We start from the raw sequence: 13,910 nt of genomic DNA on the forward strand, positions 1-13,910 counted from the left end.
GTAGCGGGACCGGAGGGCACACCGGACGAGGCGAGGAGTGGGCGATGCGGACGCTGGGCGGGCGGTACGAGCTCGAACAGCGAGCCGGCCTGGGTGGCATGTCGGAGGTCTGGCGGGCGCACGACCGCGTGCTGGACCGGACCGTCGCGGTGAAGCTGATCTCGCCCCGGCTCGACGGCGAGGCCGGCTCGGTGGAGCGGATCCGGGCCGAGGCGCGCTCGGCGGCGCGGCTGGTGCACCCGAACGTGGCGAGTGTGCACGACTTCGGCACCGCCACGCTGCCGGACGGCCGGCCGGTGCCGTACATCGTGATGGAGCTGGCCGAGGGCGAGACGCTCGCCGCGCACCTGCGCTCCGGGCCGCTGGACTGGCGGATCGCGGTGCGGGTCTGCGCCGAGGTGTGCGCCGCGCTCGCGGCCGCGCACGCGCACGGCATCGTGCACCGGGACGTGAAGCCGGCGAACGTGATCCTCACCCCGTGTGGGGTGAAGGTGCTCGACTTCGGCATCGCCACCGCGGCCGGCGCGCCGGACCACACTCCGGACGGCGTCGTCGTGGGCACGCCCGCCTATCTGGCGCCGGAGCAGCTCGACCGGCAGCCCGCCACCCCGGCCGCCGACATGTACGCCCTCGGCGTGCTGCTCTACTACTGCCTCACCGGTCACCTGCCGTACGAGGCGGACAGCACCACCCAGCTGCTCGGGTCGCCGGGTCGCCGGACGCCCCGGCCGCTGCCCGACGTGCCCGGGTTGCCGCCCGAGGTGGCCGAGCTGTGCCGCACCTGCCTCGACGCCGACCCGGCGGCCCGGCCGACCAGCCCGATGGCCGCGCTGCTGCTGGCCGAGGCGGTGGACGCCCGGGTGTACGTGCCGATGAGCGCGATGCTGCCCCGCCAGCGCACGGAGCAGGTGTCGCCGTGGACCAGCCGGGCGGCCGCCGAGGCCACCGAGGCGATGGCCGTCGACGCCGCGACCAGCGGCCGGATCCGCTGAGCGCGCGTACTGCCTGACCGGGCGCGGTTTCGCTGCTCGGGGTCCGGGAACGCGGTCCGGTGAGTGACGGGAGGAACGCGATGCCGGATCCGAGTTCCTGGCTGGCCGAGACGGCCACGGCGACCGCGGCGGGCGGTCACGTACGCACCGATGACGGCGGGCTCTCCTCCGCCCTGGCGTCCCCGCTGGCGCCGCACTGCACCGGCCTGACGCCGGAGCAGCTCCTGGCCGCGGCGTTCGCCTCCTGCCTGCACCACGCGGCGGTGGAGGCGGCCGGGGAGATCACCGACGAGGCGCACACAGTGCAGGTGACCGCCGAGGCGAAGCTGGGCCGGGACGACGACGGCCGTTACCGGGCCGACGTGCACGCCGAGATCTCCTCGGCGGGACTGACCCGGGATCAGCTGGCCGACCTGGTCGCGTACGCCGACCGGCTCTGGCCGTTCTCCAGCGGCGATCCGAGCCGGCACCGGCTCACTGTGACCCCGGCGGAGAACGGCCGGCACTGAGCGCTCACCACTGGAAGCCGGCGGTCACCGCCCGGTGGTCGCTGTCGGGGGTGCGCAGCACCCCGGCCGTGGTGGGGGTGAGTCCCCGGTAGAGGACGTGGTCCGGGCGGGTCACCGGCAGTTCCGCCGGCCAGGTGAAGCCGAATCCCTGCCCGGCCTCGGCCTGCGCGTCGCGCAGCAGCCGGGTCAGCGGGTCGAAGACCCGGTCGGTGGTGGCGGTGTTCAGGTCGCCGAGCACCACCAGCCGCTCGGCGGGGTCGGCGCGCACGGCGTCGGCCAGCGCGGCGACGGTCTGGTCCCGGGTGGCGGTGTGCCCGGCGCGCGCGGAGCCGAGGTGGACGACGTACACGGTCAGGTCGCCCCGGGGGGCGGCCACCACGGCGCGCAGCGCGCGGTCCCAGCCCAGCCCGGTGTCGACGCCGTGCGCCTCCCGGATCGGCCACCGGCTCCACAGCGCCACCGTCGACACCACCGCGCGGTGCGGGTACCGGCCGGCCAGGACCGACGCCACGCGGTCGCCGTCGGCGACCTCCTGGAGCCCGATCAGGTCCGGACCGTCACCCGCGAGCGCGCCCACGGTGGCGGCCGGGTCGGGGTTGCCCACGCGCAGGTTCTGGCTGACCACCCGCACCGAGGCGCCGGCCGCGCCGGCCGCCGGGGGCAGCCAGGCGCGCCCGTACAGGCCGGCCCAGACCAGCGCCGGCAGCAGCACTGCCAGCAGCGCCGGGCGGGAGCGGCGCAGCAGCGCCACGAGCGCGAGCAGGGGTACGCCGAGGCCGAGCAGCGGGACGGCGCTGTCCAGCAGGCTGCCCAGCCCACGCACGTTCGGCACCGCACGGTGCCCGCCGAGGAGCGCCGCGAGCAGCACGGCGCAGGCGATGACGACGAGACCGCGCCGTCTCCGGGAGCCGGGCGGCTCTCCGGGGGCGCGCTCGTCGGCCTGCTGCTCGGTCACCGTGGAGATCGTATCGAGCGCCCGGGTCACCGCGCCGGGGCCTCGCCATGATCCACAACAACCGCGTCATCAGGCGTGGTCGATGCCGCCCGTCAGTGGACCGCCGCGCCGGGCGGGCCGGTCGACCAGCCCACCGTCCGCCGAACGGTGGAGGCCGGGTCGCGGCGTCGCACGCCCGCACCTTCGCCCGGTTCCCACGGCTTAAACCGACATGAGGCATCTTCCGGGTACGCGCGGTTCACTCCTTTCCTGATCCGCCGCGCGGAATGCCGACCGCGAATCCGGCAGATTGTGGCGCATGCCACCAATCACCCCGATGGCAAAGGCCCGGAAGCTTTCTAGCCTCGGCGGGTGCATCCCGACCACCCCGATCATCAGCCGTTGCCCGCCAACCGCCCGGTTCGCCGAACGATTGACCCGGCATCAGCCGAACGGAGAGTGGGGCGTCACCGCGCCCCGGAGCCGCCCCGGCGCGGCCCGGCCCGCTCCGTACCGGGCCGGATCGCCGTGGCCACCGGCGTCACCTGCTGCCTCGGCCTGATCGGCGTGGCGGGCGTCGGCGAGACCGGGCCCGCGCGGCTGGACGTGCACGAGGCGGTCGCCGACCGGGCCGCCGCCGACCTGCGGGCCTCCCGCGACTTCACCCGCCTCGCGCCACCGGCCGTCGCCGTACCGGCGCTGCCCGCCCCGGCCGTCACGCCGAGCCCGACGGCGTCGGCCAAGAAGCCGCCGCGCAAGCCCGCCCGCCCGAAGAACCCGCGGCCGGTCGCCGGGCTGGATCAGCGGCAGATGAACAACGCGAAGGTCATCGTGGACGTGGGGCGGGACATGAAGATGCCCCGCCGGGCGCTGGTCGTGGCCGTGGCCACCGCGATGCAGGAGAGCAACCTGTACAACCTGGCCAGCGACGTGCTCCCGGCATCCTTCGACCACCCGCACCAGGGCAGCGGCTCCGACCACGACTCGGTCGGGCTGTTCCAGCAGCGTCCCAGCAGCGGCTGGGGCACCGTCGCCCAGCTCATGCGGCCGGCGTACGCGGCCCGCGCCTTCTACACCGCCCTGCGCGAGGTGCCCGGCTGGGCGGACATGAGCGTCACCGCCGCCGCCCAGGCGGTGCAGGTGTCCGCGTACCCGGACGCGTACGCCCGGCACGAGGACCGGGCCACGACAGTGGTGGCGGCGCTGACCTGACCCGGACCGGTCAGGCGGCACCGGGCCGCACGCCCGCGGCGGCGGTCGGGGTGTCCGCCGGCACCCGCTCCCCGCGCGCGCCGGCCAGGATCTCGTCGACCCGGGACTCGCGGCGACGTCGTGCCAGCAGGGCCGCCTCGAACTCGCGGCGGGCCCGCAGGGCCTCGGCGTACGCCTCCTCCCGCAACCGGCGGGCCTCCTGGCGCGCGGCCTCCAGCTCGGCGCGGGCCGTGGCCAGCAGCTCGGCGGCCTCCCGCTCGGCCGCCGACGGTCCGGCCGTCCCCGGGCCCTCGACCGGCGCGGCCCGCCGGTGCAGGAAGTCGCACAGGTGCAGGGCGTCCGACCGGATCTGGTCCCACTCCCGGCCGGCCCCGGCGGCGCCCTCCGCCCGCGCCGCCAGCCGCCCCAGCCGGAGGCTGAGCTCGTCGAGGCAGGAATCCACCTGACGCCTGTCGTATCCGGTCTCCACCACCGAGAACCTCATGCGTCGCCCCCCAGGCAGCCGGTGTTCGTCCCCACTGCCGATCCTGCGGTCCGGGCACCGCCGAGGGCGGCCGTTCGCGCAAAATGTTCAGATTGCGGACGCCCGGACTTCCCGCCCCTACGGGTGCTTCGGGAGCACGACCACCCGTCCGAAGAACTCGTCGATGCGGCGTACCACGTCGTTGAAGTCGTCCAGGTCGATCGGCTTGGTCACGTACGCGTTGGCCTGCAACGTGTAGCTGCTGACCACGTCGGTGTCGGCGTTGGAGGTGGTGAGCACCACGATCGGGATGGTCCGCAGGCTCTCGTCACCCTTGACCTCGCCGAGCACCTGCCGCCCGTCCATCCGGGGCATGTTCAGGTCGAGCAGGATCACGTCCGGGCGCTGCGCCTCGACGTGCCGGCCCTCGCGACGGAGGAACTCCATCGCCTCCTGGCCGTCGGCGACCACGTCGATGACCTTGTCGACGTCGGAGTCGGCGAGCGCCTCCTCGATCATCAGGACGTCACCCGGATCGTCGTCCACGACCAGGATGCGAACCGGGCTCGGGCTGGTCTGACCCATGCGTTCTACCTGCTTGTCTCGAGGAGGGCGGCCGGCCGGGCGGCCGGTTGCTGGCGGGGAAATGTATCGGATCAGGAGGCGGCCGGCGCGGCCGGGTCGACGGTGTCACGGGGGTGTCGGAGCACCTCGGCCAGCCCGGTCACCTGGAGCACCCGGGCCACCCGGCCGGTCGCCCCGGTCAGGCGCAGCCAGCCGCCGTCGGCGGCGACGATGTTGTCCCCGCGGACGAAGGCGGCGATGCCTGTCGAGTCGCAGAAGGTCAACTCGGCGAGGTCGAGCAGCAACTCACGCCGCCCCTCGGCGACCAGCCGGTCGATCGCCGAGTTCAGCTCGGGGGCCGTGCTCAGGTCGAGCTCACCGGCCAGCCGGAGGCAGGCGTCGCCCTCGTCCCGCCGGGCGTACGTGACGGTGAACGTCACAACGGTCCCCCTCGCTCCCACCGCAGGCAAACCCTTGCAGTAGTGCAAGTATATGGGACGGCCCACCCGGACGCCGTCAGCGGCCCGCCGCCGACAGGCCGCCGACGAGAGCCCGGGACCGGTCGAGGAAACCGGCCGCGCGCGGGAAGTCGCGCAGTTGCTGTCCATAGTGCTCCAGGGTCAGACCCACCGCCCCGGCCGGCACCCCGCGACTGACCAGGATCTCCACCAGCCACTCGACGAACGCGGTGAACAGCGTCCCGTCGTCCACATAGAGCGCGGCGGCCAGGAAGTCCACGATGTAGCCGAGGTCGCTGATCGTGGAGTCGAGCTGCGCCGGGGTGTAGCCGGCCACCGACGGCACCCGCTCCCGCAGGTCGGCCAGGGCGCTGTCGATCAGCTCACCGCGCCGCTTGACCAGGCTGGCGTACTCGTCGTCGGCCAGGTGGTCCAGCCGGGCGGGCGGCACCTCGCGCAGCGCCCGCTCGTCGGCGACCAGGTCGGCCGCGGCCGGCGCGTCCGGCGCCCACGGCACACCCAGCACGCGCGCCCAGCGGCCGTCCTCGCCGAAGCCCCGGCCACCCACCACCACCGGCACGTCGGAGCGGCGGCACGCCTCCACCATCCGATGCGCGTGCGGCAGCCGCATCGGCAGGGCACAGGCGAGCGCCACCGCCTCCGCGTCGTAGCGGTGCAGGTAGGAGACCAGGTGGGCGGCGGGCACACTCGCGCCGAGGAAGACGACCTGCCAGCCGCGCAGCCGCAGCACCTCGGCCACCAGCCGGGCCGGCAGCGCGTGCCACTCGCCGTCCATGCAGGCCATCACGATCCGTCCGCGGGTCGGCCGGGGATCGGCGTACGCGGCCACCGCCGCCACCACCCGCTCGCTGATGTGCGTGGCGGCGTGCTCCTCGGCGACGCTCCACTCGTTGCGCGCCCACCGTTCGCCCACCTCGGCCTGCGCCGGGGCGACCAGATCGAGCAGCACCCGCTCGGCGGGCACACCGGCGTCCAGCAGCTCTCTGGCCACCGCCACGGCGGCGGCCTCGTCGGCCTCGGCCAGGCACTGCAGGTAACGGGCGAAGGCGTGACCCGGATCGGCCTCGACAACCGGCACTGTCACGCGGACCCCTCCCTCGTTCGCTCGGCCGCGGCCGGTTCCGGCACCGCGTGCAGGTGCCGGGGCGTACGCCCGGCCGGGCCGGTCGCCCGCAGCGCCAGCACCGCGATGTCGTCGTGGTCGCCGTGCCCGAGCCAGTCGCAGGTCACCTGCTCGACCCGCTCGGCCAGCGCGGGCGCCGGCATCCGGTGGCAGCCGGCCACGGCGTTGAGCAGCCGCTCGGAGCCGAACTGCTCGTCGCCGCGCAGGCCGCCCCGCGCCTCGGTCACCCCGTCGCTGTAGAACAGGCAGGTCTCCCCCGGCGCCAGGCGCACGGTGACCTCGCCGATGCGGGGATCGGGCACCACGCCGATCAGCATGCCGCGCAACGGCACCACCTCGACGTCACCGGACTCCCGCAGCACCAGCGGTGGCAGGTGCCCGCCACCGGCCAGGGTCAGGGTCTGGCCGCCGTCGCGGTGCGGGCGCGCCACGCCGAGCACCATGGTGGCGAACCGGCCCTGCCCGTGCGCCTGGGTGGTCTCCAGCAGCGCGTCGTTGAGCAGCTTCAGAAGCCGCCCGGGCTGGGTCTCGACCCGGTGCAGCGCCTGCAGGCACTGGCGCAGCTGGCCGGTGAAGACGGCCGCCTCCACGCCCTTGCCCGACACGTCACCGAGGAAGAAGACCGACCCGCCGTCGGTGAGCTGGTGCGAACCGTAGAAGTCGCCGCCGATGCGCAGGCCGGCCTGCGCGGGCCGGTACGCGGTGCCCCACTGCACGCCGGCTGCGGGTGCCGGCTCGACCGGCAGCAGGCTGGCCTGCAGCGTGTCGGCGACCTCGGCCTGGTCGCGGTAGAGCAGGGCGGTGGTCAGCGCCGCGCCGGCCCGTGCCGCGAACGCGCGGATCAGGTCCACATCGGCCTCGTCGTACCAGCGGTCCGCGCGACGGGCCACCAGCAGCGCGCCGGCCGGCGCCTCCCGGCCGGGCAGCGGCACCACCCGGGCGACGGCGCCGGCGGTGTCCAGACCGGGCAGCCAGCCCGCCTCGGCGGCCTGCTCGACCAGCCAGTCCATCTCGTGCGGCTCGGCGCCGGACAGGCCGGCCTCGATGGCCGCGGGCAGCGCCGGGGCGGGCAGCATGCCGCTGTCCACCACTGGCGCCTGGTCGTCCGCTCGTACCGCCCGCCACCACCGGGACCGGCCGGAGCGGGGAGCGAGCACCAGGACCGCCACGTCGGCCGTCGTCGGCACGGCGAGGCGGACCACCGCGGCGGCCGCCCGGTCGGGGTGCAGCGGGTTGCCGAGCTTCTCGCCGACCACGGCGAGGAACGCCGAGCGGGCCCGCTCGGCGAGCAGCGCGTCGGCCCGGCTGACGCTCTCGGTGACGTCCTCGACGTACCAGCAGCGCCGGCGACCGGACAGCGCGACCGGCCGTACGCGCAGCCGCCGCCGGTGGTGGGTGAACTCGGCCGGTCCGTCGCCGCGCAGCGCGTCCACGCCCGCCGCGACGAGCAGCTCGCCGGCGCTGACCTCGGGGACCAGGCGCTCCGCGACCGGGCTGACGTGCCGCACGACGCCGTCGGCGTCGCAGACGACAAGGCCCTCCCGGAAGTGCTCGACGACCTCGGACCAGTCCGGGACGGAGGAGCCGCGGTCGGCTGCCAGCGGCGGCAGGGCGGGCGTCGCCGCAGCGGCGGCGGACCATTCCGGAGCCCGTGCGGCACTCGGCGTGGAGATCCGTCCGTCGCCCGGGTCGGTACCCCTGACGTCGGCAGCAGTCACCAGCTGAGCCCCACTCTCCTCGTCGGCACCCCCGGGGCGCCCGCACGGCGCCTGTGGCCATATCGCTTCACCCCACACTACGCCGGTATGCCACGACCGCCACCCCGCCGACGCTGCTCGGGCGGCCCGCGCGCCCAGCGGAGCGGTGCGGCTGTTGTTACGATCCAGGCATCCCTGCCCCACCGGCAGCGTGCGGAAAGGCGTGATGGTGGTTCCTCAACGCAGTAGGCCCGAGGCGACCCCGCTGAGCATCTCCGTGGATCGTTCCGACCCCGCCGTCCCGGTGCTCGGCGTCGGTGGCGACCTTGCCTACGCCACGGCGGCGCCGCTGCGCGCGGAGGTCGACCGGCTGCTCGCCGGGCGCCCGGCGACGCTCGTGTTCGACTTCGCCGACCTGCTCTTCCTGGACAGCACCGGCCTGTCCGTGATCGTGCACGCCTGGCGGGAGGGCCAGCAGGCCGGCACCCGCATCGAGCTTCGCGCGGTGCCGCGGTTCCTGGAGACGATCCTCGACCTGACCGGCGTCACCGGCCTGCTCGACCGTTCCCCGGTGGACGACCAGCCCGGGTGGCCGGCCGTGAATTCGGCCGCCTCCGCGTGACCCCGGGGGTTTCCCGCCGGTGCCCGGCTGGGAACATGGACGCGTGCCCTCGCAGATGCTGACCATCGAGGCGGACCGGCTCGACGCCGGCGCCGCCCGGGTGCGGCTGGCCGGTGAGCTGGACTTCGACACCGCCCCGGAACTCGTCGAGGCGGTGGCGCAGCTTCGCCGCGACGGCTACCAGGAGGTGGAGCTCGACTTCGCCGGCGTGGTCCTCTGCGACTCCTCCGGGCTGAGCGCGCTCGTGGTGATCCACCGCTCCGGCACCGGCGCGGTCCGCCTGCGGAACACGAACGCCCAGATCCGGCATCTGCTGGACCGCACCGGCCTGGCCGAGCTGCTGGCCGCCCCGCCTCGCGGCGTCACCGGCAGCGCCCGCGAGGTGGGCTGACCGCCCGCGCGGCGTTCCCGGGAAGGGGTGGCCCCCGGCCCTGGGACCAGGGGCCGGGGGCCGGGAGGATGGCTCAGGCGGCGGGCGCGGCCTGCCGGCGCGGACCGCTGTCGCGCGGCTCCGCGAGCAGGGCCTCGGCGTCCTCCGGCGCGCCGGAATCGGGCGTCTGGAACAGGTAACGGACGAAGTCTCCGGTATCCCCGTCGTCGTCCGCGCCGGGCCACTGCCCGACGCAGTCGACGCCGATCACCTCACGCCCGGTGCCGTCGTGGTGCTCCAGCAGCGCCCAGAGGGTCACCGGGTAGCAGCGGGTGACGTCCGGGCCGATCCGCCAGCGGGCGTACCACCCGGGGCGGGCGGGGACGATCTCCACGATCCGTTTCATGTCGACCTGCCCTTCCGCGTGCGTCGGAAGTTGTCCGGTCCATCCGATCCTGCCGCCCGCCGGGGTGAGCGCTCCTCACCCGCAGCGAGTGAAGCCTCCGCCCGGGCGGGCCCCCGTTAGCTTCCCGGCAGCGCCGGGAACGCGGTCGGCGCAAGCGCAACCGACCAGGAACGAGGTGCGACGATGCGCAAGCAGATGGAGGGCGACAACCAGCGCCGCCGGGCCCTGGCCCGTCAGGCCCGCGAACGAGGGCTGCGGCCCAGCCAGACCGGCGCCAGCCTGAGCGCGTCCAAGCAGGTCACCTCGCTGGACCAGCACGACCGGTCCGGTCCGCCGCCGGCCGGACGGCACAAGCCGGACACCACGCGCGGCGGTCCCGCGCCGCCGCCGGTCGCCGTCGCGGAGCAGCAGCGACCGCTGCCGGACCCGGCGCCGTCACCCGGGATCTCGATGAGCTACCGGGACCTCGTCGACGACGTGAGCCGACGCGCCGGGGTGGACTTCACCACGGCCAAGGTCGCGGCGGAGGGCACCGTGCTGGCCCTGGCCCAGGCGCTGGACGAGGCGGAACGGGAGCGGCTGCTGGAGGCGGTGCCGCTGACCCTGCACGACGTGGTGCCGGTCTACGGCATGGAACCCCGCCGCGACCTGCCCGGCTTCCTGGCCGAGGTCGGCCGCTACAGCCGCCTCACCCCGGAGCAGGCGCGTTACCAGGCCGAGGCGACGCTCGCCGCGCTCGCCGAGGCCGACGCGGAGCTGGTCGAGTCGCTGCGCGTACCGGACGAGTTGCGCGACCTGCTCGGGCCGACCGACTTCGGCGGCGGCCTGGTGGGCGCGTCCTCGGCCACCGCGCCGCTGACCGAGGCGGAGCTGCGTGACGCGCTGGCCTCGCTGCCCTACTGGTCCAGTGACCGGCGGTCGCTGGTACGCACGATCGAGTTGCCCGGCGGCAACCTGGACCGGGTGCTCGACCGGCTGGACCAGCTCAAGGCCGAGGCCGGACGGGCGCCGCAGATCGGGCGGCCGGACCCGGACAACGCCGTGCTCACGGTCCGCACGCAGCAGGTAGACGGCGTGACCGCGGCGGACGTGGACCTCGCGCACCGGGTGGACGCGGCGATCGACGAGGCCGGCGCCGGAATGGCGGCCGGCTGACCCGGCGGCGGAACGGCCCCGGTCCCCCGCGGGCCGGGGCCGCCCGTGGCCGCGAGGTAGCGTGTCCCGCCGTGGAACGCGACGCCGAGGCGCTGGAGATCGTGGTGGACCCGGCCCGTCCGTCCGGGCGCACGCTGCTGGCCGACGGCGTCGAGCAGTCGTACGTGGACGTCGCCGACGCCCGGTACCTGCACTTCGAGTACGTGCGGCGGATCGCCGCCGCGATCGACCTGGCCGCCCCCCGGGGCGTGGCGCTGACCGCGCTGCACCTCGGCGGGGGCGCGCTCACGCTGCCGCGCTGGCTCGCCGCCACCCGGCCCGGCTCGGCGCAGCGGGTGATCGAGCGGGACCCGGGCGTGGTCGAGCTGGTCCGGCGCAAGCTGCCGCCGCTGCCGCCGGAGGTGGTGGTGGCGCTCGGTGATGCCCGGGAGGCGGTCACCGAGGCGCCGTCCGGGGCGTACGACGTGGTGGTGGCCGACGTGTACCGGGCGGCCCGGATGCCGCCGCAGGTGGCGGCGCTCGAGTTCGCGGCGCAGGTGGCCCGGGTGCTGCGCCCGGACGGCCTCTATCTGATCAACCTCACCGACCTGCCGCCGCTGGCGCACACCCGGGGACAGGTGGCCACGCTGCGGGCGGTGTTCGCCGACGTCTGCCTGGTGGCCGACCGGCGCATGCTGCGCGGACGGCGGTACGGCAACGTGGTGCTGGCCGCGTCGCCCGCCGCCGGGCGGCTGCCGGTGGTACGGCTCGCCAACCGCGTCGCCGCCGATCCGGTGCCCGGAACCGTGCTGCACGCCGCGACTCTCGACGAGTTCGCCGCCGGCGCCCTCCCGGTCACCGACGCCGACCTGGGCTGAGCCGGGTTTCCGCACCGGCGTCGCGGGTAGCCGCGCCGGATGAGCGCCGCCACGGACCGGTCCACCGCGCGCCGGACGCTGATCGTGATCGGTCTGGTCCTCGCCACCGTGGTCGGGCTGGCGCTGGTCTGGGCCACCCGGCGGGTGCTGGTGTGGGGGCTGGTGGCGGTGTTCTTCGCGGTCGCCCTCAAACCGCTCGTGGACCGTCTGGAACGTCGGGTACGCCGCCGCGCGCTCGCCACGCTGCTGGTGTTCCTGGCCGCGTTCGCGCTGTTCGCCGCCATGGGCGCGCTGATCGTGGTGCCGCTGGTGGACGAGGTGGGCCGGTTCGCCGACCGGGCGCCGGAGCTGGTACGCGAGGCGCAGGCCGGGCAGGGACCGCTCGGGCGGCTGCTGGAGCGCTTCCACCTGCTCCGGTACGCCGAACCCGGTCAGCTCCGCCGGTTCGGCGCCCGGCTCGGTGACCCGACAGTCGGGGTGGTCCGCAGCGTCGTCCAGGCGGTCGCCGCCCTGGTCACCGTGGTGGTGCTGGCGTACCTGATGGTCCTGGAGGCGCCAAGGATCGTGGCCGCAACGCTGCGGCTGACCGGCGACGGCCCGGCGGCGCGGCTGCGGCGCATCGGGCGAGACTCGTCCCGGATCGTCACCGGCTACCTGAGCGGCAACCTGCTGATCAGCGTGATCTGCGGCCTTCTGACGTTCCTCGTGCTGTTCCTGCTCGGTGTGCCGTTCGCCGCGGTGATCGCGCTGACGGTCGCCGTGTTCGACCTGATCCCGCTCGTCGGCGCCACGCTCGGTGCGATCGCCGCGACCGGCGCGGGGTTCCTGCACTCCCCCACCGCCGGCATCGTGGTGCTGGTCTTCTTCGTGGTCTACCAGCAGGTGGAGAACCATCTGCTGCAACCGGTCATCATGGCCCGCGCGGTCCGGCTGAACCCGTTGACGGTGCTGGTCAGCGTCCTGCTGGCGGTCGAGCTGGCCGGGCTGGTGGGCGCGCTGCTGGCGATCCCGGCGGCCGGCATCGTGCAGGTGCTGCTGCGCGAGTTCGTGCCGGCCGGGCGGCAGGCCCTGCCGCAGCCCGCCGACGGCGAACCGGCGGAACGGCCGCCGGCCGGCGGGTGAGGGCCGGCCGGCGGGTGCGTGCGGCGCTCAGCGGCGGCGGGCCAGCTCCGGTGACTCGCTCTCCAGCGGCACCGCGTTCGCCGGCACCAGGCCCAGTTGCACGGCCGGGCGGGGCAGCGTCGCGTCGAGCGCCCAGTCCGCCGCGACCCGGGGCCGGTTACCCGGCATCGCCAGCAGGTGGTAGCCCCGGGTGACGGCCTTTGCGGGCAGCCCGGCCAGCGGCACCTTCAGCGGGTTCGCCGCCGCGTCCTTGCCGCCCAGGTCGACGACCCAGCCCAAGTCGTGGTGCTTGTACGACTTGCGCGCGCCCTGCCCGTAGGACGCGGCGATGTTGTGCGCGGCCAGCTTGCCCTGCCGCTGGGCGTGCTGCGCTGTCATCGCGCACACCTGTCCCGGGCGGGTCGGATCGGGCACGGCGGCGGCGTCGCCGCAGGCGAACACCTCCGGGAAGCCGGGGACGTTGAGGTACTCGTCGACCACCAGCCGGCCCTTCTCGGTGCGCAGCCCCAGGTCGGCCACGAACGGGTCGGGGCGTACGCCGACGCACCAGACAAGGCTGCACGTCGGGACGTACTCGCCGTCGGTGAGCATCACCCCGTCCGGGGTGGCCTCGGCGACCGAGGTGCCCATCCGCACGTCCACGCCGCGCTTGCGCAGCACCCGGTCGGCGGTGACCGACATCCGCCGGTCCAGTTCGGGCAGCACCCGGGGCGCGACGTCGAGCAGCATCCAGCGCGGCCGGACCTTCAGGTGCGGCCGCTGCGCCATCAGCCGGTCGGTGAACAGCTGCCCGTGCGCGGCCACCTCCGTACCGGTGTAGCCGGCGCCGACCACCACGAACGTGGAGCGGGCCCGCTGCTCGGCCGGGTCGTCGGTCAGCTCGGCCAGCTCTATCTGCCGGACCACGTGGTCGTGCAGGAACAGCGCCTCGGGCAGCCCGCGGAAGCCGTGGGCGTACTCGGTCACGCCGGGGATCGGCAGCAGCTTGTTGACGCTGCCGACGCTGAGCACCAGCCGGTCGTACGCGATCTGCCCGTGGTCGCCCTCGACGGAGCGGTAACCGACCCACCGGTTCTGCAGGTCGACCCGGTCCGCTTCGCCGATCACCACGCGGACGCCGTCGAGCGTGCCGGTCAGCGGGACGGCGATCCGGGTCGGCTCCACCACGCCGGCCGCCACTTCGGGCAGCAGCGGCAGGTAGAGGAAGTAGTCGGTCGTGTTCAGCAGGACGATCTCGGCCCGGTCGCGGGCCAGTCGGCGCAACGTCTTGGCCGCGTGGTACCCGGCGAACCCGGCCCCCACGATCACCACCCGTGGTTTCGTCATGCCTGCTGCCGTTCCCGGGCAGACCTGCGACAAACGTGCCCATGATCCATCCATCGGTGACTATATGGACATTCCTCGT

16 protein-coding genes are annotated in these 13,910 nt (G+C 75.0%); 8 read left to right on the forward strand and 8 right to left on the reverse strand.

Going from position 1 to position 13,910, the window contains the following annotated elements; all coding sequences use genetic code 11:
• Window positions 1–44 precede the first annotated feature (44 nt).
• Together AMK25_RS19465 and AMK25_RS19470 are read left to right on the forward strand one after the other, a co-directional pair.
• Window positions 45–992: a serine/threonine-protein kinase gene (locus AMK25_RS19465; protein ID WP_073829758.1), complete on the forward strand. Its 948-nt coding sequence runs from the start codon at window positions 45–47 to the stop codon at window positions 990–992.
• 80 nt (window positions 993–1,072) lie between these two features.
• The gene (locus AMK25_RS19470; RefSeq protein ID WP_013285994.1) at window positions 1,073–1,501 is read left to right on the forward strand and encodes an OsmC family protein; all 429 of its coding nucleotides are present in this window, start codon (window positions 1,073–1,075) and stop codon (window positions 1,499–1,501) included.
• Between the two features lie 4 nt (window positions 1,502–1,505).
• On the opposite strand, the gene AMK25_RS19475 is transcribed toward AMK25_RS19470, so the two are convergent.
• Window positions 1,506–2,456 carry an endonuclease/exonuclease/phosphatase family protein gene (locus AMK25_RS19475; RefSeq protein ID WP_073830038.1) on the reverse strand — a complete coding sequence of 317 codons (951 nt, stop codon included), beginning with the start codon at window positions 2,454–2,456 and terminating at the stop codon, window positions 1,506–1,508.
• Window positions 2,457–2,807: 351 nt separating this feature from the next.
• Between AMK25_RS19475 and AMK25_RS19480 the strand changes: the two genes are divergently transcribed.
• Window positions 2,808–3,647 carry a hypothetical protein gene (locus AMK25_RS19480; RefSeq protein ID WP_073829759.1) on the forward strand — a complete coding sequence of 280 codons (840 nt, stop codon included), beginning with the start codon at window positions 2,808–2,810 and terminating at the stop codon, window positions 3,645–3,647.
• A gap of 10 nt (window positions 3,648–3,657) precedes the next feature.
• On the opposite strand, the gene AMK25_RS19485 is transcribed toward AMK25_RS19480, so the two are convergent.
• The 5 genes from AMK25_RS19485 to AMK25_RS19505 form a co-directional block, all read right to left on the reverse strand.
• The gene (locus tag AMK25_RS19485) at window positions 3,658–4,131 is read right to left on the reverse strand and encodes an ATPase (protein WP_073829760.1); all 474 of its coding nucleotides are present in this window, start codon (window positions 4,129–4,131) and stop codon (window positions 3,658–3,660) included.
• Between the two features lie 117 nt (window positions 4,132–4,248).
• Window positions 4,249–4,695, reverse strand: a complete 447-nt coding sequence (locus AMK25_RS19490) for a response regulator (RefSeq protein WP_073829761.1) — start codon at window positions 4,693–4,695, stop codon at window positions 4,249–4,251.
• Between the two features lie 71 nt (window positions 4,696–4,766).
• The gene (locus AMK25_RS19495) at window positions 4,767–5,114 is read right to left on the reverse strand and encodes an STAS domain-containing protein (protein WP_073829762.1); all 348 of its coding nucleotides are present in this window, start codon (window positions 5,112–5,114) and stop codon (window positions 4,767–4,769) included.
• A gap of 76 nt (window positions 5,115–5,190) precedes the next feature.
• Entirely contained in the window at window positions 5,191–6,237 is a 1,047-nt protein-coding gene (locus tag AMK25_RS19500; protein ID WP_073829763.1) for a cobalamin B12-binding domain-containing protein, read from the reverse strand.
• The gene (locus AMK25_RS19505; RefSeq protein WP_073829764.1) at window positions 6,234–7,994 is read right to left on the reverse strand and encodes a PP2C family protein-serine/threonine phosphatase; all 1,761 of its coding nucleotides are present in this window, start codon (window positions 7,992–7,994) and stop codon (window positions 6,234–6,236) included. The genes AMK25_RS19500 and AMK25_RS19505 overlap by 4 nt, the downstream gene beginning before the upstream one ends.
• A gap of 256 nt (window positions 7,995–8,250) precedes the next feature.
• On the opposite strand from AMK25_RS19505, the gene AMK25_RS19510 reads away from it, so the two are divergent.
• Window positions 8,251–8,595 (forward strand): STAS domain-containing protein, encoded by a 345-nt coding sequence (locus AMK25_RS19510; protein WP_073829765.1) that lies wholly within the window; start codon window positions 8,251–8,253, stop codon window positions 8,593–8,595.
• Between the two features lie 43 nt (window positions 8,596–8,638).
• Window positions 8,639–8,986, forward strand: coding sequence for an STAS domain-containing protein (locus AMK25_RS19515; RefSeq protein ID WP_241826412.1), 348 nt, complete (start codon window positions 8,639–8,641; stop codon window positions 8,984–8,986).
• A gap of 73 nt (window positions 8,987–9,059) precedes the next feature.
• Here AMK25_RS19515 and AMK25_RS19520 read toward each other — a convergent pair whose 3' ends face one another.
• Window positions 9,060–9,371, reverse strand: a complete 312-nt coding sequence (locus tag AMK25_RS19520; protein ID WP_073829767.1) for a hypothetical protein — start codon at window positions 9,369–9,371, stop codon at window positions 9,060–9,062.
• Window positions 9,372–9,554: 183 nt separating this feature from the next.
• On the opposite strand from AMK25_RS19520, the gene AMK25_RS19525 reads away from it, so the two are divergent.
• The 3 genes from AMK25_RS19525 (at window position 9,555) to AMK25_RS19535 (ending at window position 12,505) form a co-directional block, all read left to right on the forward strand.
• Window positions 9,555–10,526 carry a DUF2267 domain-containing protein gene (locus tag AMK25_RS19525; protein WP_073829768.1) on the forward strand — a complete coding sequence of 324 codons (972 nt, stop codon included), beginning with the start codon at window positions 9,555–9,557 and terminating at the stop codon, window positions 10,524–10,526.
• A 71-nt stretch (window positions 10,527–10,597) separates the two neighbouring features.
• On the forward strand, window positions 10,598–11,383 hold the full coding sequence (locus AMK25_RS19530) for a spermidine synthase (protein ID WP_198937584.1): 786 nt from the start codon (window positions 10,598–10,600) through the stop codon (window positions 11,381–11,383).
• A gap of 39 nt (window positions 11,384–11,422) precedes the next feature.
• Window positions 11,423–12,505, forward strand: coding sequence for an AI-2E family transporter (locus tag AMK25_RS19535; protein WP_073829770.1), 1,083 nt, complete (start codon window positions 11,423–11,425; stop codon window positions 12,503–12,505).
• Between the two features lie 27 nt (window positions 12,506–12,532).
• Here the strand turns inward: AMK25_RS19535 and AMK25_RS19540 are convergent, their stop codons facing one another.
• Window positions 12,533–13,831 (reverse strand): NAD(P)/FAD-dependent oxidoreductase, encoded by a 1,299-nt coding sequence (locus tag AMK25_RS19540; protein ID WP_073829771.1) that lies wholly within the window; start codon window positions 13,829–13,831, stop codon window positions 12,533–12,535.
• Window positions 13,832–13,910 lie beyond the last annotated feature (79 nt).

The sequence above is a fragment of the Micromonospora sp. TSRI0369 genome, assembly GCF_001905625.1.
Taxonomy (GTDB): domain Bacteria; phylum Actinomycetota; class Actinomycetes; order Mycobacteriales; family Micromonosporaceae; genus Micromonospora; species Micromonospora echinospora_A.